Below are 21100 nucleotides of genomic sequence, written 5' to 3' on the forward strand. Positions count from 1 at the left end.
TTTTGTCAATAGTAAAAAGAGGAACAATTGGGGTTGCAGTTGGAGGAATTATCATAACAACAGCTGGTGTAATTAGCTGGAACTCAGCATCTGAAATCGCTATTGGCACGGCGGTGTCTGCTGTGATATTTAGATAACTAATATCTCATTAATTTCCTTATTTAATGAAAGCTAAATAAATACATATTATAATGTATTTATTCAGTTTTTCAAAATTAAAGTATCGTGGAGGTATTAACATTGAACACAGACAAACAAGTATTCATTGAAACGCAAAAAACAGCCAAAACCCTTAAAACTTACCGCGATAAGAGTGACGAAGAGTTATTAGCCTTTCTCGCTAAACAAGATTCATTAACCTTAAATCAACTGAAAGTCTATTACTCAGATCCTTCATTTGCGCTTCATTATTTCATTAGTGCAGCATTTTTCAGTATAATATTGGCTACCTTCATAACTGCAATTCTTTCTGGTCAAGCAGCTTCGATATTCCCTTTCTTTTCCGGCATCTCCATTTTAATATTAGCTGTTATATTTGTGGGGTGTTTCTTCTGGGTGCTTAAACAGCTTGTCATCCTGAAAAAAAAGCCGATTCAATTCATTACCCACTTTTCCAGGAAAGCCGAGTTTGCACGTATCGTAAAAATGATTGATTATGTTTTACAACAAAAATACCAAAAGGTATTGAATACACCGTACCAATAAACTCTCATGTTTTTTATGAAATAGGAGTGACAATCCAATGAGAAACGAAAAACAATTATTTGAAAAAGCCGAACATACAGCCAAACTCCTTGAATCTCACAAAAGTGACGAAGAGCTGCTTACATACCTTGCAAATCAAGATTCTGTTGCATTAAATCAGCTAAAAATCTATTTTTCAAACCCCAGCTTTACTTTAACATATTTTATTAAAGGCATTTTTTTTAGTAGTATGACTGCTGTAATTATGGCGGCCTTTTTATCTGGTCAAGTCTCCACCTTCACCCATGACCTTTCAAGGTTTTTTTCATTCTGCTTCATGTTCTATCTGATGTTCTCTTTGCTTTGGATCGTCAAAATGCTAATCACCTCGCGAAAAGGACCAATGCAAACAATCCTGCATTTCCAAAAAAGAGCGGAATATTCCAGAATCACGGGTATGATTGATTTTATTTTAGAAGAACGTTTAAAAAAAGAACTCAATTAGAAAGCAGAGGAACATTCACCTCTGCTTTGATTCTCTAACAATCAAACAAAAAAAGAAGGACAAATGACATGCAAACAGACAAACAATTATTCGAAAAAACAAAACAAATGGCAGAAGCTATATTATTATCAAAAGCTGAAAACGATGAAGAGCTGATGGCATACCTCGAAAAACAAGATTTATCCACGTTAAACCGGCTGAAAGTTTATTTTTCGGGTCCTACGCTAAAAATTAGCCACGTGATCAAAGCTTCGCTCGCCAGTTCCATATTTGCTTCTATTGTAACTACTGTATTCTCGGGTCAGGCCAATTCCATTTTACCTGACGTTTCAAAAGGTTATTTTCCGACTATGTTATCGATATTACTTGTAATAAGCTCCATCTGGGTGTTCGGCACAATCACTAAATCGCAAAGAAACAAAGACCAAAACTTTTTACACTTTAGAAAAAAAGCGAACCATACAAAAATTATTGGAATGATTGACTTCGTTTTGGAAAACAAACATAAAAATATTTCAAATTAAAAAAGCATCCCTAAAGATGCTTTTTTCATGTTTACTCACCACTCGACAAATTCTGTCTTCTCTCCTGCTCCGCGATGATTTCATTATCCTCAGCGTTGTCTCTCGTCACTTTCTGCGTCAAAATCGCGCCGACCGCCACTAAAATCATCACAGCTATGTAATAGCCTTTTTCATTGAGCTGCAGGTTGTCCGCATTGTAAAGGCCGATACCGAACAAAAAGACCCCCGCAAAAAATGTGAAATATGACATAACCGTAAAGGCCGTTGTGTTTCTTCTTCTGTGTTTCTGCATCTTAATACCTCCTAAAGAATAAAACTATTATACTTTATTTAGGTCAACAGAAGAAGAATGTTCTTCCTTCCCACACATAATTTAGTATATATGTCACACAGTGATAAAAAAGGCCTACAAAATAAAAAACCGGGAATGACTCCCGGTTTTTAATGCTTTTCTTCGCCTAAAACAGCTTCTGCAATATTGACGGCATGGTCGCCGATCCTTTCCAGATTGCTGGTGATATCGACGAAGATCACGCCTGCTTGTCCGCTGCATAATCCGTCGTTTAAGCGAAGAATGTGCTTTTTGCGAAGCTTGCGTTCCATTTTATCGATTTGATTTTCTTTTTCGACTACATGTCTTGCGGCATCTTCGTTATTTTCTCCAAGAGCTGTGATAGACTCCTTAACAGTGGAAATGGTCAGATCAAGCATTTCTGTTAAGTCCGCCATTGCCGCTTCGGAAATTTTCACCCTGTTGGATTGCTGGTACTCCCCAAGCTCAACCAAGTTTTCAAAGTGATCGCCGATTCTTTCAATGTCTCTGACTGTGTCCATTAACATATGATGTTCTTCAGATTCTTGTTCAGAAAGAGTGGTCGCTGACAGTTCGATCAAATAATCAGTAATCTTTCTGTCCAAATTGTTAATCGCATCTTCTATTTGAAAAGCGCTTTGCGCATGTTTTGCCTGTTTTGTATTAAAAAACTCTTTTGTTTCCTCAAGTCCCTTTACTGCAAATTCACCCATACGCAGTACTTCTTCTTTGGCCTGTCCCAGGGCAATTGAAGGCGACTGCTGAATGAACAGCGGGTCCAGATGTGTTGCTTTATAGTCCACAACCGAATCTTTGCCCGGAATAAGCTTCGTAACGATCAAAGCCAATATGCCGACAAACGGAAGCTGAATCAGCGTATTTGACGTATTAAAGATCCCATGGGCAAACGCAATCACCATCTTAGGATCCAGTCCTAAAGAGGATTGAAGCATTAAAATCAAACTTGTGAACGGCTTCAGCAAGATCAGGAAGATTGCTGTTCCAATCAGGTTAAACAATACGTGAACGGCCGCAGCCCGTCTCGCTGCGACGGAGGCGCCAAGAGATGCCAGTACAGCGGTAATCGTCGTACCGATATTGTCCCCGAATAATACAGGAAGAGCGCCATTTAGATCTATTAATGAATCGGCAAACAGCCCTTGCAGGATCCCGATCGTTGCACTTGAACTTTGGACGAGAACGGTGAAAAGCGTGCCGACAAGCACTCCGAGAACAGGGTTCGTACTCATGCTGACGGTTAAATCATGAAAAGCTTCAATCGTTCGAAGCGGCTTCATTCCGCTGCTCATTAATTCCAAGCCATAGAAAAGTGCACCAAATCCGAACAGAACTTGGCCGAGGTTCTGAAATTTTTTGCTCTTTAAGAAAAACAGCAAGAATGAACCAATGGCGAGGATCGGAAGCGCATATGCACCAACGTCAAAGCCGATAATAAATGCCGTGACCGTCGTTCCGATGTTCGCACCCATAATGACGCCGATCGCCTGGCGGAGGGTCATAAAGCCGGCGCTGACGAGACCGACAGTGATAACGGTCGTGCCGGAACTGCTTTGAATTAAAACCGTGACAATGATACCAGCCAAAACACCCATCAGAGGGTTGCTTGTAAAACGATCCAAAATGTCTCTCAGCTTATCTCCGGCTGATTTTTGGAGTCCTTCCCCCATAAACTTAATACCGAGAAGAAAGATCCCGAGACCTCCAATGAATTCAAAAAGCAATTTCTGCACATCTATTTCCAACGTCTTGCCCCCCTAATTCGACATAAATCTACAAACCAAACACTATGATTATGATGGAGATTAAAGCCTATGTAAACGATTCAAATCGAAAATTTACAATAACTTAACATTGCCGGCTGATGATTTACATTCCCTTAACATTGCCTGGACTGATCGCAAATATACCCTATTCCAACAGGCAAAAATCCCGAACTTTTTCATGGGTTAAACCGTATTTAAAACTAAAGGAGAGATCACATATGCCAAACAGAGCTAACGGTACTCACATTAAAATTAAAAAGACAAAAGGGGAACGGGTTTGGAACGCATTTGGCTATTTCTTTTACCTGGGATCAATTATCTTTTTGGCCGCTGTCTGGGGATCGCTCCCCGAAAAGGTGCCTGCACATTACAACGCACTCGGTGAAGTCGATCGCTGGGGGGCAAAATGGGAGCTTTTCATTTTGCCGGGAATCGGATTACTTATCCTTTTGTTCATGCAATTCTTAGAAAAGCATCCTGAGATTCACAACCATCCAAAGCGCCTGAATGAAACAAACGCTGAACAGTTCTACCTGCTCAGCCGAAAGTTGATCAACCGCTTAAAAAATGCATGTTTAATCATTTTTTCTCTCATATTAATGGAATCTGTGTCAATCGCTTTAGATTGGGGAAGCGGATTTGGCGGATGGTTTCTTCCGGTTGCCTTACTCGGCACCGCCATGCTTGTGGCCGTAAGTTTAATACAGCAACAAAAGATCAAATAACGGTCAGGTGCATATTTGTAAAGATTCAAAATGGTCGTCCCCGACGGATTTTTATTGTTAGTCGAAACGGAGGTATTCAATGTTCGAAGCAATTATTCTATTTATTTTAGGGGTCTCGGTTCTCGCAGCCGGCTTTTTAACTTTAAAAAGAGAGCTGTCAACTGAATCTGTTTCTATATCTTCCACTGATGAAGCTAAATCCGAATATAAAAAAATGTTAGATGATCACGGCTGGTTTTACCTGACCGGTATCGCCCTTTTCATGCAATTTATATTTCGCGGATTTCACTTTACATTTGAACACTTTTTTTACGCCTTCATCATTAGCTCTGGAATCCAGTCGATTTTTTACTTATTTAAGGCTATAAGGTATGCGCGGTGATTGTGGTGAGTTTTTTAGTTATCTATCTTTAAAGAAAGAGTGATGAACACTGTAATCTTGTTCATCACTCTTTCGAATGCCGTTAATTATTTCGCTTCTGAGATTTTTGCAACGATTTGAGCCAATCCTTCTTTAATTGGAGTGAGCGGACGGCCGAGCACTTTTTCAAAATCATCGCTTTCGACTTCAAGTGTGCCTTCACGAATGCCTTTTTGAATTTCGACAACCATCGGAATCAGAAAATCCGGTACACCCGCATTTTTCATGATATCGCGATAGGCAGCATCGTCAACATGCTGAACGGATACTTCTTTGCCCAATACTTCTCCAAGGGCTGAAGCGATTTCTTCCTGAGTTAATAGTTTGCCTGAAAGTTCGTAGACGGTGTTTTCGTGGCCTTCGCCGGACAGAACCGCTGCCGCTGCATCCGCGTAATCCTGCTGCAGCGCCCAGCCCACCTTGCCGTTCTCTGCTGACGTCACCCAAGAGGCTCCCGCCAAAACACCTTGAATACTCGACATTTCATTTTCCAAGTACCAGTTATTGCGCAAGAAGGAGTATGGAATCCCCGTTTTCAAAATCGCTTCTTCAGTTGCTTTGTGAGTAGGCGCAAGGAAGTTTTTGCTTTCGCGGGCATTCGCAATACTCGTATAAGCGATAAACCGAACTCCCGCGCGTTCTGCGGCGGCTACCGCATTGCCGTGCTGACGGATTCTCGTCTCATTGTCTCCATCGGCAGAGATGATCAGCAGACGGTCAACGCCTTGAAATGCGGATGCCAATGTTTCCGAGCGGTCAAAATCCCCTTGACGCACATCGACTCCTCGCGCCTGCAGCGCTTCCGCTTTTTCCGGATTGCGCACGCTGACCGCCAACTGATCCGCCGGTACAGTTTCCAGCAGTTTTTTCACAACTTTCGATCCTAATTTTCCAGTTGCTCCTGTTACTAACATTTTCATACTCAAATTCCTCCTGATGTTTTAATGTCGAACTGTAACAAAAAACGTTACACTTGATGTAACTATCATAATTACAAATAGACTGATTGTCAACAGGAATGTCCTTCACTTGGCTAAAAAAATAAAAGTAGACGATATACGCCCTCCCGGCTCTCTTGTCAATATGGGAATAATAGAGTAAGATGTTATCATTGATTTTGGTCGACCAGATACCGTCGACCCTCAGATGATGCGAAATCAGTTATTCATAAAGGGGAAGAAGCAACATGTTGATTGTGTTGGTTATGTTTTTATTAGGTCTTGTGCTTGGCTTTGTCGGGGCCGGCGGAGCCGGATTCGTCATCGCACTGTTAACGATGATGTTTCACATTCCGATTCATACAGCATTGGGAACATCTCTGGCCGGTATGGCTTTTACGAGCTTATCAGGAACGTACAGCCACTTTCGCGAAGGAAATATCAAGCTGAAAATCGGCTTAACCGTCGGCTGTTTTGCTGCAATAGGATCCTTTGCAGGAGCTAAGCTGACTTCTCTGATACCTTCAAGTTCATTGCACTATATGACCGCAGGAATGTTATTCTTATCGGCCATTCTGATTTTAATCAGATTATTCTTTTTGCAAGAAAAAGAAGCTGACCAGGAAACGAACCTTGCCTTTTGGATCAAGGCCAGTTTATTGGGAATCGTAGCCGGCATCCTGTCCGGAACGTTCGGAATCGGCTCGGCGCCTTTTATTCAAATCGGGTTGATGATGATGCTGAACCTGTCTATTCGCCATTCCGTAGGAACGACGATGCTCGTCATTATTCCGCTCTCGTTAGGCGGTGGGGCGGGCTATATTTCAGAAGGCTTCGTCGATTATGTTCTGTTGGTCAAAATCTTGATCGGTACGATGTGCGGCGCTTATGTCGGAGCTAAATTCACCAATGTCCTGCCGAAAGTCGTCTTGAAATCGGGTTTATTTTTAACTCCCGCCGTTTCAGGGTTCATTCTCTTATTTTAATTAACTTGGAATGACTATAGCGGGAGATCACGAAGGAACCTGTGGTAAAATACGAAATGAAAACGAATACGAGGATGAGAAGCGTGATTGAAAAACCAAAACCGTTTTATGAACAATCCTACCATGCGATTAAGCGAATGATATTTGAAGGGAAATTAAAGCCCGGTGAACGAATCGCCGAAGCGAAGTTAGCTAAGGAGCTCGGCGTCAGCAAAAGCCCTTTGAGAGAAGCGATCAGAGTTCTGGAAAAAGAGGGGCTCATCGTCATCGACTCAAGAGTGAAGGTCTATCAGCCGACAATCAAGGACGTTGAAGAAATCTATTTTTGCAGAACGGCGCTTGAATCATTCGCTGCGGGATTGACGGCAAGAATTGCAACGGCAGAGGAACTGAAAACGATTGAAGACGTTTTGCAAAAAACGGAGGAAGCCATCCTTCAATCCAAGGATCAAAACACAATTATCCAATTAAATGATACATTTCACGACTTAATTATCCAATATACACGAAACAGTCTATTGCGGAAGCAGCTCAACGATTTGGAAGGATTAATTTATTATTTCCGCATTTTGAATTTTGAAGGAGAAAAACGGGCTGAAGCCATTTTGGAGCAGCATCGGGAAATTTTCCGCCATATGAAACAAAGAGACGACGAGCAGGCATCAAAAGCGATGATTCGCCACCTTAAGCTTGATCTTGACCACTTAGTCGAAGTACTGTCTCACCGCGGGGAAAAATGATAAAGAGGGCTGCCTGTCTTAAGGCGCCCTCTCCTTTTTTTAATAGAAAGAAACAAATTCATTAACCGGCTTGCGATATCCTCTCAAGCGTCGGCTGCTTTCTTTTTCTTTGCCGATCGTAATCATGAGGACGATTTCATGTGTATCCGGGATCTCGAGCAACTCGCGGACCTGATCGCTGTCAAATCCGATCATTGGGCATGTGTCCCACCCCCGGTTTTTGGCGGCAAGCATAAACATCATCGCAGAAAGAGAAGCATTGCGAATCGCTTCTTCCTTCATGAATGGCTCCCCGCGCGTCTCGTAAAATTGGGTATTGTTTTCAACCATTTCCTGCAGCTCAAAGTCCTTAATAATTCCTAAATCCCTCATGCCTTCGTTGATTTTTTCCGTTTGCCGGTAGGCGTAGCGGTCTCCCGTCACTAAAATCACGGCAGAGGCTGAATGCACTTTATATTGGCCGCTCGCAGCTTCCCTGATTTTTTCTTTTAAATCCTTCTCCAATACCACTTTATACTCTGCGTGCTGCAAATTGAACGCTGAAGGCGCTAGCTTGATATCCTCAAAGATAGGCTCCAAATCTTTCACCGTAATTTGAACATCTTCCAGAAAATTATTTGCAGAGTGACGCGTTTCGATAAGCTCGTTAAATTCCATTTTCAAAAAACTCCATTCATCTATCCTTTTGCATCAATATCCTTACTTTTATGATCGGCGATAAGCTACCTATTGTTTAGCGACGCTCACATGAACCAAAGAGAACGCGGCGTGGTGTCGGGCTTCTGTCGATAGACATGCTCAAATGTCTTGTGACCGGCGTCATAGCAGCTTCTGTCACCACATTATTTTTTTCCTTCGAACCTTATATACTCAGCAATCAACCATGATACGCCAAAATCAAAATGCTATAATTGAGAAAAAATGTGAAAGAAAGCAGCGTGTGAACTATGAAACTATCCTTTTTGCCCAGTAACACTTTTATCGATCCGAACGGACAGAATATTAAGGAAATATCGATTCTTGTTGATCAAATCGTCAAATTTGTCATTGAGCACACAAGCAACGCCGGAAATCACCGCACTTTGCCTTCTCCGGAATCATCACATTACGGCGATATACCCGAGACCGGAATCGAATTAGAAGAGCTCTTAAAAAAGTTGCAGGCGATTGTAAAAAACTCCATGAATCCTCTAGGCCCGAATTATATGGGGCATATGGATTCCATACCGACTCTAATGTCTTGTCTGGGCGAATTCGTCAGCACTTCAATCAATAACAATATGCTGAGCCTTGAAATGTCGCCTGTCTTTTCGAAGATGGAAGTACAGCTTTTGGGCACCATTGCCCGTATGTTTGGATATGACGACAACTCAGGGGGTGTGATGACAAGCGGCGGAAGCCTCGCGAATCTTCAAGCGCTCGCAGCAGCACGAAACGATCAATTGAAGGTAAAGGAATCGGGGTTATTCGGTCTTTCCGGACAGCCGGTCATCTTTGCTTCAGACGTCAGCCATACTTCCTTACATAAAGCAGCGATGCTGTTGGGACTGGGTACCTCCAGCGTAATCCCGGTGAAAAGCAGCAGCGATTCGAAAATGGATCTTGACGATTTAAGAAAGAAAATCAAGCAGGCAAAAAATGAAGGCAAGATTCCTTTTGCAATCGCAGCCACGGCCGGAACGACAGTCACAGGAAGCATTGATCCCATTCGATCGATCGCTGACATCGCAAAGGAAAACGGATTATGGCTGCATGTCGACGCGGCATACGGAGGAGCACTCATTTTTTCAGAAGCTTACCGCGATAAGCTGAACGGAATCGAAATGGCAGATTCCATCACATTCAATCCGCAAAAATGGATGTACATTGCGAAGACTTGTGCAATGGTTTTATTCAAAAATCACGGCGTTTTGGAAACCGGTTTTCGCATTTCCGCCCCTTATATGAATGAAACAGCCTTTGCTAACTTGGGCGAAATCAGTGTGCAGGGCACGCGGCATGCGGATATCCTAAAGTTATATTTATCGCTTCAGCACATTGGATTAAAAGGCTACAGGGAGCTGTTGCATGAAAGCCTCGCATTAAAAGACGAGTTTACCAAGCAGGTGAAACAGCGCCATTATCTCGAACTGTCCAGCGAGCCGGATACAAACGTTGTCTGCTTTAGAGGGATCCCGCATCACCTTGATGAAGCTCAATGGGATAACTGGAATCTCGAATTGCAGCAGTTTTTGTTGAATGAAGAAAACGTCTTCTTTTCATTGCCTGCATATAGGGGAAACCGCTGGCTCCGTGCCGTTTTGTTAAATCCTTTTATCTCTAATACCCTTATTCAAAGGGTCTTTGAAAAAATTGATCAGTTTTATGATCAGGGGATATCGTGTTAAATGAATAAACAGACTTTGAAAAGGAGGAGAAATATGACAAAGAAAATTGGCACAGAAGAAGCCATTCAAAGATGGAATCGATTTGCCGATGCGTATGCCGCCAATCATACCGAACTTGGAGACATCCACAAAGAAGTGTTTTTAAATCCTGCTATTTTTTCTCTCATTGAAACGGTAAAGAATCAACGTGTGCTCGATGCCGGGTGCGGTGAAGGGTATTTCAGCAGGCTGCTGGCCAAGGCCGGAGCCAATGTAACGGCTGTCGATTACTCGCCGAGAATGATCGACATTGCCAAGGAAAGAACGCCGGATGATTTGCCGATTGAGTATCAGCACGGGAACTGTGAAGACCTGAATATGTTAGAAGACAAAAGCTTTGATTTAATTATATCGAATATGGTCATGCAAGACCTTGCGGATTATGAAAAAGCGTTTCAGGAAATGCATCGGCTGCTGACAGACCGCGGATTTTTTATTTTTTCAATTTTGCATCCCTGCTTCATTACGCCGGAAAGCGGCTGGGAAAAAACAAAAGACGGAAAAAAACTGCATTGGAATGTAGACCGGTATTTTTATGAAGGTACATACGAACAAAAGCTTGGCGATCGGGAGAATATGCTGTTCTTCCATAGAACCTTGACGAGCTATATTAACACTTTGAGGAAAACGGGCTTCGTGCTCGAAAGCATAGTAGAACCAAAGCCATCAGAAGAAATACTGAAAAAATATCCGTCATTTGCAGAAGATTTCAGATGTCCTGATTTTATCGTTTTTAAATTAAGAAAGCCCGGCGGCGATGTCCGATAGGCCTCATATCGATGGATTCTTTTCCTACCCTTTTTGAGTGTCTGTTTTTCTTCGCGACCAAATGACGGATGGAATCAGAGCCAGGGATAACAGCCCTCCCGCCAATGCGATCAAAACATCATGCATTCCTTGCCCTTTCGCACGTGTTGAGGGCAACGATCAATAAAGGGATCCAGCGCCACCACTGCACCAGCGAGCAGTAAGGTTACTCCTGAGGCGATGCTCATGGCTGTCCGGCCAATTTTGTCAACAAGAACCCCTGTGACAAGTGATGGAAGATACATTGACTATGAAAACCTATCACGATCCCGACATCTCCAAGCTGTGTCCGTGGCACTGCATATGAACGGGAGTCATGGTCATAATCGCAACCATCACAATTTTTCGTTTATGAATAGTTGAATTTTTACAAAAGCACCTTTTGTAAATTTGTTAAGAGCATGTCCCCTTCAACATTTTATGAACTGAATCTATCCATATTCCGATTTTAGATTGTGGTGGCATTTCGGTTTCAGGTATTAAAAAAACTAGTCACCGAATCAGTAACTAGTCAGATGATGTTCTGTTAATTCTTGACTTGCGACAACTATTAAATCTTCCTATTTACACTTGGTACATAAAATTTCGTGAGCAAATTTAGATAACACTCTGTCTAAAGGACCGACAGGCATCCGCCTTTTATTCGGCATTCTAATAGCTACAGTCATCTCATCATTTTCATTTATTTCTTTTCCACATCGAGAACATTGTAGTTTTACGTCCTTAAAAAAACCTTTAAAAGAAGCCGTCATATTAAAAACCTCTATCCTGTACATTTTAAGTAATCACAGCAAACAAATTTAACGTTATCTTTATTCGTATACTAGCTACTATATTAAAATTGGAGCCTACATGGTATTTATTAATTCCTCAATCGAATAAATATCTTTCAAACTAAGAAGTGCAAAACGATGATTCTCGAAGCGACTGCTGCAATATGCTTTATTATTTTGTTTTAAAAGTAAGTTCATAATATTTCCCCCACTTTTTTGTATTTCGTCTTTCCAAAAATCAAGTTTTAAGATGTGTCCAATAATAAACAATAATAAATAGCGGTTACAATTAAAATAGCAAACCTGTATTTCCTATTTTAACATAACTTACCTTTCAACATGTCTTCTCAACATAGAAATTATTCTATTCACATAAACTGTGTACCTTCAAAATCCCCCTAATAATATATGTTTAAAAGACCTTTAAATTCCAGATCAAAAACGATAATACAGCGACAACAGCCGCCCTATCGAAGATATACTTAACACACCCACAATCTTTTGGCGGTCCCCTTTAAGGGAAGAAGCGAAGTGAAAAAACAAGATTGTGCTTTGTGCATTTGCTATACGTCCTACCAATTTTCTTACTGGAAGTCCCCTCCTATATGATTGGATAGTTTGGTCTTCCTTTAAAATACAGTTTTAGCACCTTTATTTGCTCTTTAACAAGATTACAGCAATCAAACTCAGTCGCAAATCGGTTCTTTTTTCACTCTTGAAACGGTCATCCCATCGCCGATCGGCATCGACAGGTATTCTAATTGAGGATGGGCGGCGACCGCTTGATTGAATTTCTTCATGGATTCGGTATGACGCTTCGGTGTAGCATCATCGTCTCCTATACTTCCCCCTGCAAGTACGTTATCGGCAACGATTATAGCGCCAGGTTCCGCCAATTTGATGCAATACGCCAGGTAATGTTCATAATTTCCTTTGTCTGCATCGATAAAGAAAAAATCGAATCGCTTTTGATTGCCGGCTAATGTTTCAAGGCTTTCCAGAGCCGGTTCTGTCATATCCGATACCTGGCTGCCGAATCCCGCTTTAGAGAGATTGCTGTGTGCCAGGTCGATGGAAGGAAGACTTTTTGAAATCGGACAATAATATGATGGTGCACATTACAAAAATTAGAGAAAAAATAGAAGAAGACCCCAAACACCCTATAACATTAAAACTGGAACGGGATATAAAATATGAGGAAGTTTGGAATTAAGCTGGTTGCAAAGCCTCTTGGCGCGATTGCAATTAGTTTTCTTAGAGGTCACCATACTTACACCAACACGCCCACAACCCCGTCGACTGGAACCCTTTTCAAAAAACGAAACACGAAAAAAGCCGATACTTGCCAGCATCGGCTATTCGACTTGTCATTAATAGCCCGGGATAATCAACTCGTGTGGAACATCATTAAAAGATAACAGCAGCCATTTTAAACGATAATGCCATTTGTTCAAATAATACAGTTTACCTTTTATGTCATTCATTTTTTAAAACCTGTCATCCGTAACCATGCGGTAGCAGGTTTTTTTATTTGCTTGACTTAGAGTTAACTCTAAGTTGTAAACTAACTTTAATCAAATGAGAGGGATGATGTTTGTTGTATTCCATTAGTAAAGCTGCTGAGAAGACTAGTATTAGTTCGTATACATTAAGATATTATGAAAAGATTGGGTTACTTCCACCACCAAAACGAAAAAACAGCGGAAGGCGTTTTTATACGGAGACTGATATTCAGTTCATGTTATTCCTGAAAAGTTTAAAGGAAACAGGTATGTCTTTGGAGGATATTAATGAGTTTGTCAAAGACGGATGCATTTTGGAAAAAATCAGTTCGGATGTTAAATCGGCACAACTCTCCCCATCTATAAATAAACGTATTGAGATTTTAACCAAACACTTAGAGAAAATGGAAATTAAAAAAAGGGAGCTGGAAGAAGTGATTTCTACTACAAAAGGAAAATTGGATACATATTATTCAATTTTGAAAGAGGAAGTGGAAAACAAATGAAACATTTAAATATATACATGATGTTACTTGGTTTCTCTATTTTCACGGGAGCTACTTTTAATCTTGCAAAATATACAGTTGGATATTTTTCTCCCTCGTCTTCTGCGGCATGGCGTTTCGGTTTAGCGGCTGCAGTGATGCTCATCATTTTGATTTTTACTGAAGGTATAAACAAGAGTCAATTACGGAAAAACGCCGTTTCATACATTGTTCTTGGAATTATAGGGATCTTTGGATTTAATGCATTGTTTTTTGTTGGTTTGAAATATACATCTCCCGTTAACGGAGCATTAATAATGGGGCTGAATCCTTTATTAACAGCAATTCTCGCTCGAATTATCTTAAAGGACAAAATGACAAAAAAACAAGTGCTCGGTATATTCTTTGCTTTCATCGGTGTATTGTTAGTTATTACACAAGGTTCTATCGAAACCATTAAAACCTTATCAATTTCAGGCGGAGACTTAATAATCTTTACAGGTAACGTTTGTTGGGCACTTTATGGTGTAATTGGACGTCGGTTTGTAAAGGATGGAACTCCGCTATCTACAACCACTTATACGATGGTTATCGGTGCTGTTAGTTTAATAGTAGCTTCCTTATTTACATCCAATCCTGCTTCTTTACCGAACATCCCGATTGGAGTTTGGGGAGCAATTGCCTTTATGGCTTTCTTTACAAGTGTTTTGGGTTACCTATGGTGGAATCAAGGGATTAAGGAGATTGGGGCAAGTAAAACATCTTTATTTTTCAACCTTGTTCCCGTTGTAACGATGATTATTTCATTTGCTGTTGGAACACCGATAAAGGCATTGCAAGTTATTGGGGCTGTGTTAGTTATATTGGGCGTTCTAACTGCTTCGGGGGTAATACGCATTCCTAAGTACAATACTAAAGAACAGTCAGCTGTATAAAGAAACAGGGATTATTTTTGAAAAAATGTGTTAAGTTAAATATACACTAATTCTAGGAAGAAGGTGATCCCATGCCAAACAAAAGTAAACCCAATAGATTAATCGCTGAGAAGTCACCATACTTACTCCAACACGCCCACAACCCCGTCGACTGGTACCCCTGGGGCGAAGAAGCCTTCGAAAAAGCGAAACACGAAAACAAGCCGGTACTTGTCAGCATCGGTTATTCGACTTGTCATTGGTGCCATGTCATGGCTCATGAAAGCTTCGAAGATGAAGAAGTCGCGAAGCTCCTGAATGAAAAATTCGTCTCTATTAAAGTGGACCGCGAGGAGCGGCCTGATGTGGATTCAATTTATATGACGATCTGCCAGATGATGACGGGGCAGGGCGGCTGGCCGCTGAACGTGTTTTTAACGCCTGATCAGAAGCCGTTTTATGCGGGTACATATTTTCCGAAGACAAGCCGGTTTAACCGCCCGGGGTTTGTTGAGGTGGTGAAGCAGCTTTCCGATACTTTTGCGAAAAACCGGGAACATGTTGAGGATATTGCCGAAAAAGCCGCCAACAACCTGAGAATCAAAGCGAAAAGCGATGCCGGTGATTCGCTCGGCGAAGACATGTTGAGGCGGACGTATCAACAGCTGATCAACAGCTTCGATGCGGCATACGGCGGTTTCGGAAGCGCACCGAAATTTCCGATCCCCCATATGCTGGAATTTCTGCTTCGCTATCACCAATACAGCGGCGAGGAGAACGCGCTGTACAGCGTGACGAAAACGTTGGACAGCATGGCGAACGGCGGCATTTACGACCATGTCGGCTACGGGTTCGCCCGCTATTCGACAGACGATGAATGGCTCGTTCCCCACTTTGAAAAAATGCTTTACGATAACGCTTTATTGCTGATCGCATATACTGAAGCCTATCAAATCACGAAAAACGAACGATATAAACAGATTTCCGAGCAGATCATCACATTTGTCCGCCGCGAAATGACCGATGACAAAGGCGCTTTTTATTCAGCGCTTGATGCCGACACGGAAGGCGTAGAAGGCAAATATTATGTGTGGTCAAAAGACGAAGTCCTTGAAACGCTTGGGGATGAACTCGGCGAATTGTATTGCGCTGTCTACAACATCACGCAAGAAGGGAATTTTGAAGGCCGCAATATTCCAAACTTGATCTACACCAGGCTGGAAGACATTAAAGATGAATTCGCGCTGACAGATGAAGAGCTTCAGAACAAGCTTGAAGAAGCGAGAATAAAACTTTTTGAAAAACGGCAGGAAAGAACGTATCCCCATGTTGACGACAAAGTGCTGACATCTTGGAACGCTCTGATGATCGCGGGTCTTGCCAAAGCGGCGAAAGTCTACAATACGCCCGAATACCTGGAAATGGCGCGAGCTGCAGTCGCGTTCATCGAGAATGAATTGATTCAAGACGGACGCGTCATGGTCCGCTACCGTGACGGCGAGGTGAAAAATAAAGGGTTTATCGATGACTACGCCTTCCTGCTGTGGGCCTACATCGAATTGTATGAAGCATCCCTTGATTTAACCGATTTGCGAAAAGCCAAAAAGCTGGCAGAGGACATGACCGGGCTGTTCTGGGATGAAGAGCACGGCGGTTTTTATTTTACGGGAAGCGATGCCGAGGCGTTGATCGTACGGGATAAAGAAGTATATGATGGCGCCCTCCCGTCCGGAAACGGCGTCCTGGCCGTGCAGCTGTCCCGGCTGGGTCGGCTGACAGGCGATTTATCGCTCCATGATCAAGCGGCAAAAATGTTTTCGGCATTCAATGGAGATGTCTCCGCTTATCCGAGCGGCCATACAAACTTTCTCCAAGGCCTGCTGAGCCATGTCATGCCGCAAAAAGAAATCGTTGTGCTCGGAAAGCGCCATGACCCGGACAGACAGAAGATCGTAAGCGCTTTGCAGCAGGCCTTCCAGCCGAACTACGCCGTCCTCGCCGCAGAATCGCCTGACGATTTCAAAGGGATTGCCGACTTTGCGGCCGAATACAAAGCAGTCGATAACAAAACGACTGTCTATATTTGTGAAAACTTCGCCTGCAGACAGCCGACGACGAATATAGACGAAGCACTCGATCAGTTGGTTTAAACGGATGCCATCATGGGAATAACATCTGCAAACACCTAATCAGAAAGGGGTTATGACCATGAAGCAAAAGAATCTGATCTCAGGTCTCGCCGTTGTCGCCGGAGTCACCGCATATATGCTCAAAGACGAAACAAACAGACAAAAACTGAAATCGTACTTGCAAAGCGTTAAAGAAAAGATCCCTTACTTTTCGGAAAAACCCAACGTAGATTCATTCCCGGTTGAAAAAGCAGGCCATCCGTCTCCGCATGATATCGAAGATAACAAAATGGTATCGGAAGGATCCATGTACCCTGTTCAATACTACGACGAAAAGAAAAAATAGCGATGCATGAGCTGTCATATTTATTTATGGCAGCTTTTCTGCTGCCGTTCTAAAAACTGCAAGCGGATTATAGATATCAAAATCCAAAAATAAAAGCCGCCCGGTCGGCAGCCTCTTCAAACCTTATATTTTATTTTCATAGCAATAATGATTGACAAGCTCTTCAATTAAATCATGTTCTGGAAACTCTCCGTGAAACTCAAAGGGAATCTCCTCGACAAACCGGCCGCGCCGGTATACATGGATGGCGCCGTTTTGTCTGGTCACGCTGTATTCCGGTTCAAACGTGTATCCGTTCCGCTCTATTGCACCCATTGATCATGCCCGCCTTTCAAAACAACAGTTCATACACTTCGTTTAATTCTCTTGTTCGTTTATGGTCCTGTTCATTCAGCGCATATTTCATCTCATGTTCAAGCACTTGATTCAGAAATTCCATTTCCCGCACCTCCAAGTGTTCGACAAACTCTTCCTCATTGGCATATTGCCCGGAAACGATTTTTCTGTAAATGTTTTGTCCTATGCCGTGTTCAAGGTGATTCGACAGTGACTCACGGAGGTAGCCCAATGTTGTGTCCATGATTCAATCTCCTTTTTTACCTTATAGGTTGGGTGAATTCTTGATGATTCATGCATGAGCGGCCTAAATTTTCAATAAGAAAAAGGTGATACACCATGATGCTGTGCAGATAAAAACTTTCTCCTTCCCAGATGGTAGGCACCTAGAGCGAAGAAGACTGAACACGCAGCAATGAGAAAGACGGCTTTTCCCCCGTACAAGGCAAGCATCATTCCCCCCAGCCAAGGCCCTAAAAATTCACCGATGTTGTATAAGTTTTGCATGCCGTAATACGCGCCCTTCATATGATCCGGAGCAAGCTCGTCCAAAAGGACATTCATTGAAGGAAAACATAAAATTTCGCCGATTGTCAGAACAAACATTGAAAGCATAAAAACAATCCAGCCATTTGCGACAGAAAAACCGACATTCCCCAACATGCAAAAAACGGTTCCTATTGATATTGTTGTTAAGGATTTATACTTCTCAAATAAACGGGTGAGCGGCACTTGTAAAAGGATGACCGTCACTGCGTTTAACGTAATTAAAGTCGAAAATATTTTAACTCCGTTTGCAAAGTCGTTATTTAAATACTGCAGCAAAGTACTTTCCATTTGCGAATAGCTGAACAAAAAAAGGATGCCGCCGGCTATGTAAAATCGAAGAGCCTTGTCTTGCTTTAACGTTTTCAAAACGGAACCTGCCTGAATTTTTTCAGAAGCGGTTTTTGTCTCTTTCACCGTGATCAGCCGAATCATCATCAAGCTTAAAAGTGCAGCATAGCCAAAATAGACAAGCCCTGTGATGATAAACGGCGTTCCGGTTTTGGCAAGACCGAAATAAGTGCCTAATAAAGGTCCGACAGCGGCTCCAATATTAATGGCCAAATACCGCAAAGAGAAAATGCGGAATCTCATCTCCCGTTCCGATAACTCAGCCATCAAAGCCTTTGACACAGGTTCAAAACACGAATGGCAAAGCCCGCTTAAAATATTTAGCAATAAAAACCACATGAAATCATGGACAAGTCCAAAAAGAATGAATACAAAGCTCCAAATGAAAATGGATGAAAGCATCACTTTTTTTCTGCCGATTTTATCTGAAAGCGCTCCTCCGACTACCCCTCCTACAGTGCTTGAAAAATAGCCTAAACCGATCACAAGCCCGATGGTTCCAAAATCGGCTCCCGTTTTCATATGAAGATAGAGTGCCAAAAACGGGGTTGTCATCGACTTAGCCGCCTTTGTGACAAGCGTGCCTATCAGCAAAAATCGGATCAACGGGTGAAGGCGGCTGAATGCTTTAAATTGCGCAAACATCCGAAGTCTTTTCCCATTCGGTATGATCATGAAACCACGTTGCAAGCCGGCTGATGCGGCCGCTTAATTCGGCTTCTGTGTGCCCGGTAATCAAACAGCCTGCTATTGCGTCTACACTGGAAGACGAGCCGTGGAACCTGTCTCCGGCTTGAGCGAAAATATTTTGTTTCGCTAGCCAGTCTGTAGCTGGTGCCGGCATGATTTCTTTCAGCACGCCGTCTTTTGGTGGAATCAACAGCCAGCCGCTTAGGCGGTGCGGATTGTTGTTCACCGCCGGAATATGAAAGTCCAGGCCGCATTGCGCTTTAACACACGCTTCATTGATATCAAAGCCGAAAGTCTGCGCAGTAGCTTCGCGGACCATAGCGCCGCCGGTTCTGCTGGCCACTTCACAAAACAACAGTTCATCATCCGGTGTATGAAACACTTCAGCATGGAATGTTGTAATATCCGGAACAGGAAGGGCAGCAAGCGCTTTTTGAACAAAATCAGTCAACCGCCGGGTGAGCGGATTTTCCCGTTCAAGCTGGAGGCTGCCTAAAAACTGTTGTTCCTGAAAAGCCAGACATCCGTTGATATAACGCGACGGCCAGCTGAGGACAGTCTCTCCATCAAGGATCAGACCGTCTATATGATACATATCCCCTTCGATAAACGACTCAACCTCCAGATGATCAGGAAGACCTTTCGAAAGAAAATTCCACACGTCCTGCCGATCCCTTAAAACGGTTGTATCAACAGACCCCGATCCGCAAATAGGCTTAACGACCACAGGAAAACCGAAAGTTTGAACAAACGTATATAAGTCGGCCGCCGAGTCGATTTTCTTAAAGTCCGGAACCTTTACACCGGCTTTTCTGACCTGCTCTTTCATTAATATTTTGTTGCGGAACAACAGAGCGCTTTCGTAAGACTGCCCTTTTATACCCAAAAGCGACCTCAGCTTCCCCGCCCTCAACATATCAAATTCTGATGATGCAATAATCGTTTTAAAGTGATACGTTTCATTCAGCTCCAAAGCACGCATTTCGATGCATCCATTAACCGGATAATCGTCAAACGCTTCGATCACATCATAATTTCTGCATTCATCCGCACGATCGGTTGAAGTCAGCATGGCCACCGGTTCGTTCAATTCCTCCATCCATACATCATACGGAGACTTGCAATAAGCTGTTTTATTTAGGATAAGCGTACTCATAGCCGTTTCTCCTTTCTTGTAAAACATGTTGTTCAACTTTATAATAGTAAAAGTATTTAGATAACTCTAATATATCTTTATTTGATATTGATAACTTTTATTTATAAATAGAGGTGTGAAATATGAATCTTCATGCACTGCGATTGTTCTATTCGGTCGCGGAAACAGGCAGCGTCACCCAAGCTGCCAAACAGTTAAACATCAGCCAGCCTGCCGTCACCTCTCAAATTAAGAAATTAGAACGCGAGATCGACTGCACCTTATTCGTTCCTAAAGGCAGGGGGATTCTGCTGACACAGTCCGGCGCAGAGCTTGCAAAACAGGCAAAGCGGCTGTTCTCACTTGAAAAAGAAATTGAATTGTACGTGGAACAGTTAAGGGAAGGGTCAATTGGAAAACTGCGTATTGCCGCCACCTTCCTCCCCGCCAATTATTTGCTGCCAAGATGGCTCAGCCGCTATAAACAGCAATTTCCCAAGACAGAAGTTGAAATCACGACAACGAACTTTCAAAAAGCTTGTGAGCAGTTGATCAACTATGAAGCGGACATTGGCCTGATCGGCGGGACAACGGAATTCGATCCTTTCATAAAAGGGACGCTGCTTTTAGAAGATGACATGCTGTTTGTCGTCAATAAAAATCATAGGCTTGCATCACAGTACACGACATTGAAAGAAGTAGTGAAAGAACCTTTTATCTTTCGTGAAGAAGGAAGTCTTTCCCGGGAGAAATTAATTTCTTTATGCACATTGCATCATGTCGACAAACCCAGAATAGGTATACAAATAAACGGATTGAATGAAACGATCAGAACGGTTATGGAAGGTTATGGAGTCGCTTTCACATCCTCTCTTGAAGTAAACGAATATATTGACCGGGGAGATATAGCGCGGGTTCATGTCGAACAAGTCGATTTAAAAAATCCTATTTCATTATGCATTAGAAGAGATGATCACCTTGCTCCTTCCGCCAGCAACTTTATTCAAATGATTCAAACGGCTCCGTATAGGCCTTAGCCG

General features: G+C 42.5%; 22 protein-coding genes and 4 pseudogenes. 16 read left to right on the forward strand and 10 right to left on the reverse strand.

The window, feature by feature from the left end; all coding sequences use genetic code 11:
* Positions 1–240: 240 nt before the first annotated feature.
* From KI350_RS20785 to KI350_RS20795, 3 genes are all read left to right on the forward strand, one after another.
* On the forward strand, positions 241–705 hold the full coding sequence (locus KI350_RS20785) for a hypothetical protein (RefSeq protein WP_059230769.1): 465 nt from the start codon (positions 241–243) through the stop codon (positions 703–705).
* A gap of 37 nt (positions 706–742) precedes the next feature.
* Entirely contained in the window at positions 743–1189 is a 447-nt protein-coding gene (locus KI350_RS20790) for a hypothetical protein (RefSeq protein ID WP_020449962.1), read from the forward strand.
* A gap of 68 nt (positions 1190–1257) precedes the next feature.
* Complete coding sequence (locus tag KI350_RS20795; RefSeq protein ID WP_106070954.1) at positions 1258–1713, forward strand: hypothetical protein; 456 nt, start codon at positions 1258–1260, stop codon at positions 1711–1713.
* 31 nt (positions 1714–1744) lie between these two features.
* Here KI350_RS20795 and KI350_RS20800 read toward each other — a convergent pair whose 3' ends face one another.
* A complete protein-coding gene (locus KI350_RS20800; protein WP_020449960.1) occupies positions 1745–2005 on the reverse strand; it encodes a YiaA/YiaB family inner membrane protein in 261 nt (86 codons plus the stop codon).
* 149 nt (positions 2006–2154) lie between these two features.
* On the reverse strand, positions 2155–3789 hold the full coding sequence (locus KI350_RS20805) for a Na/Pi cotransporter family protein (RefSeq protein WP_065643397.1): 1635 nt from the start codon (positions 3787–3789) through the stop codon (positions 2155–2157).
* Positions 3790–4028: 239 nt separating this feature from the next.
* On the opposite strand from KI350_RS20805, the gene KI350_RS20810 reads away from it, so the two are divergent.
* Positions 4029–4535 (forward strand): SdpI family protein, encoded by a 507-nt coding sequence (locus tag KI350_RS20810; RefSeq protein WP_103750363.1) that lies wholly within the window; start codon positions 4029–4031, stop codon positions 4533–4535.
* Positions 4536–4614: 79 nt separating this feature from the next.
* Complete coding sequence (locus KI350_RS20815; RefSeq protein WP_223254829.1) at positions 4615–4917, forward strand: hypothetical protein; 303 nt, start codon at positions 4615–4617, stop codon at positions 4915–4917.
* 86 nt (positions 4918–5003) lie between these two features.
* On the opposite strand, the gene KI350_RS20820 is transcribed toward KI350_RS20815, so the two are convergent.
* The gene (locus tag KI350_RS20820) at positions 5004–5876 is read right to left on the reverse strand and encodes an SDR family oxidoreductase (protein ID WP_079289390.1); all 873 of its coding nucleotides are present in this window, start codon (positions 5874–5876) and stop codon (positions 5004–5006) included.
* A gap of 266 nt (positions 5877–6142) precedes the next feature.
* Here KI350_RS20820 and KI350_RS20825 point away from each other — a divergent pair, with 266 nt between their 5' ends.
* Positions 6143–6880 (forward strand): sulfite exporter TauE/SafE family protein, encoded by a 738-nt coding sequence (locus tag KI350_RS20825; RefSeq protein WP_020449955.1) that lies wholly within the window; start codon positions 6143–6145, stop codon positions 6878–6880.
* Between the two features lie 74 nt (positions 6881–6954).
* Positions 6955–7620, forward strand: a complete 666-nt coding sequence (locus KI350_RS20830) for a GntR family transcriptional regulator (RefSeq protein WP_039073258.1) — start codon at positions 6955–6957, stop codon at positions 7618–7620.
* 39 nt (positions 7621–7659) lie between these two features.
* On the opposite strand, the gene KI350_RS20835 is transcribed toward KI350_RS20830, so the two are convergent.
* Positions 7660–8277 (reverse strand): nitroreductase family protein, encoded by a 618-nt coding sequence (locus KI350_RS20835; protein WP_020449953.1) that lies wholly within the window; start codon positions 8275–8277, stop codon positions 7660–7662.
* 290 nt (positions 8278–8567) lie between these two features.
* Between KI350_RS20835 and KI350_RS20840 the strand changes: the two genes are divergently transcribed.
* The gene (locus KI350_RS20840; RefSeq protein ID WP_079289387.1) at positions 8568–10007 is read left to right on the forward strand and encodes a pyridoxal phosphate-dependent decarboxylase family protein; all 1440 of its coding nucleotides are present in this window, start codon (positions 8568–8570) and stop codon (positions 10005–10007) included.
* Between the two features lie 33 nt (positions 10008–10040).
* Positions 10041–10814, forward strand: a complete 774-nt coding sequence (locus tag KI350_RS20845; protein WP_041817140.1) for a class I SAM-dependent methyltransferase — start codon at positions 10041–10043, stop codon at positions 10812–10814.
* A 24-nt stretch (positions 10815–10838) separates the two neighbouring features.
* On the opposite strand, the pseudogene KI350_RS20850 reads toward KI350_RS20845, so the two are convergent.
* Both KI350_RS20850 and KI350_RS20855 read right to left on the reverse strand, forming a co-directional pair.
* Positions 10839–11198: pseudogene (locus KI350_RS20850) on the reverse strand (MFS transporter); the annotation flags it as partial.
* Positions 11199–12312: 1114 nt separating this feature from the next.
* Positions 12313–12693 (reverse strand): annotated as a pseudogene (locus KI350_RS20855) (O-methyltransferase); the annotation flags it as partial.
* Between the two features lie 5 nt (positions 12694–12698).
* Here KI350_RS20855 and KI350_RS20860 point away from each other — a divergent pair.
* The 6 genes and pseudogenes from KI350_RS20860 to KI350_RS20885 all read left to right on the forward strand — a co-directional run.
* Positions 12699–12823 (forward strand): annotated as a pseudogene (locus KI350_RS20860) (winged helix-turn-helix domain-containing protein); the annotation flags it as partial.
* A gap of 61 nt (positions 12824–12884) precedes the next feature.
* Positions 12885–12997: pseudogene (locus KI350_RS23480) on the forward strand (DUF255 domain-containing protein); the annotation flags it as partial.
* 223 nt (positions 12998–13220) lie between these two features.
* Entirely contained in the window at positions 13221–13634 is a 414-nt protein-coding gene (locus tag KI350_RS20870; RefSeq protein ID WP_050820846.1) for a MerR family transcriptional regulator, read from the forward strand.
* Complete coding sequence (locus KI350_RS20875; protein ID WP_020449948.1) at positions 13631–14548, forward strand: DMT family transporter; 918 nt, start codon at positions 13631–13633, stop codon at positions 14546–14548. Before KI350_RS20870 ends, KI350_RS20875 begins: the two co-directional genes overlap by 4 nt.
* A 71-nt stretch (positions 14549–14619) precedes the next feature.
* The gene (locus tag KI350_RS20880; RefSeq protein WP_212930582.1) at positions 14620–16677 is read left to right on the forward strand and encodes a thioredoxin domain-containing protein; all 2058 of its coding nucleotides are present in this window, start codon (positions 14620–14622) and stop codon (positions 16675–16677) included.
* 58 nt (positions 16678–16735) lie between these two features.
* On the forward strand, positions 16736–17002 hold the full coding sequence (locus tag KI350_RS20885; RefSeq protein WP_212930583.1) for a hypothetical protein: 267 nt from the start codon (positions 16736–16738) through the stop codon (positions 17000–17002).
* A 123-nt stretch (positions 17003–17125) separates the two neighbouring features.
* Here KI350_RS20885 and KI350_RS20890 read toward each other — a convergent pair whose 3' ends face one another.
* The 4 genes from KI350_RS20890 to KI350_RS20905 form a co-directional block, all read right to left on the reverse strand.
* Positions 17126–17317: a YbxH family protein gene (locus tag KI350_RS20890; RefSeq protein WP_003178500.1), complete on the reverse strand. Its 192-nt coding sequence runs from the start codon at positions 17315–17317 to the stop codon at positions 17126–17128.
* 16 nt (positions 17318–17333) lie between these two features.
* Positions 17334–17582 (reverse strand): sigma-G-dependent sporulation-specific acid-soluble spore protein CsgA, encoded by a 249-nt coding sequence (locus KI350_RS20895; protein ID WP_025810865.1) that lies wholly within the window; start codon positions 17580–17582, stop codon positions 17334–17336.
* A 71-nt stretch (positions 17583–17653) separates the two neighbouring features.
* Positions 17654–18880 (reverse strand): MDR family MFS transporter, encoded by a 1227-nt coding sequence (locus KI350_RS20900; protein WP_025810866.1) that lies wholly within the window; start codon positions 18878–18880, stop codon positions 17654–17656.
* A complete protein-coding gene (locus KI350_RS20905) occupies positions 18864–20081 on the reverse strand; it encodes an ATP-grasp domain-containing protein (protein ID WP_025810867.1) in 1218 nt (405 codons plus the stop codon). Before KI350_RS20905 ends, KI350_RS20900 begins: the two co-directional genes overlap by 17 nt.
* 122 nt (positions 20082–20203) lie before the next feature.
* Between KI350_RS20905 and KI350_RS20910 the strand changes: the two genes are divergently transcribed.
* Complete coding sequence (locus tag KI350_RS20910; protein ID WP_025810868.1) at positions 20204–21097, forward strand: LysR family transcriptional regulator; 894 nt, start codon at positions 20204–20206, stop codon at positions 21095–21097.
* Positions 21098–21100: the final 3 nt, after the last annotated feature.

The sequence above is a fragment of the Bacillus sp. J41TS8 genome, from assembly GCF_018333035.1.
Lineage (GTDB): Bacteria > Bacillota > Bacilli > Bacillales > Bacillaceae > Bacillus > Bacillus paralicheniformis.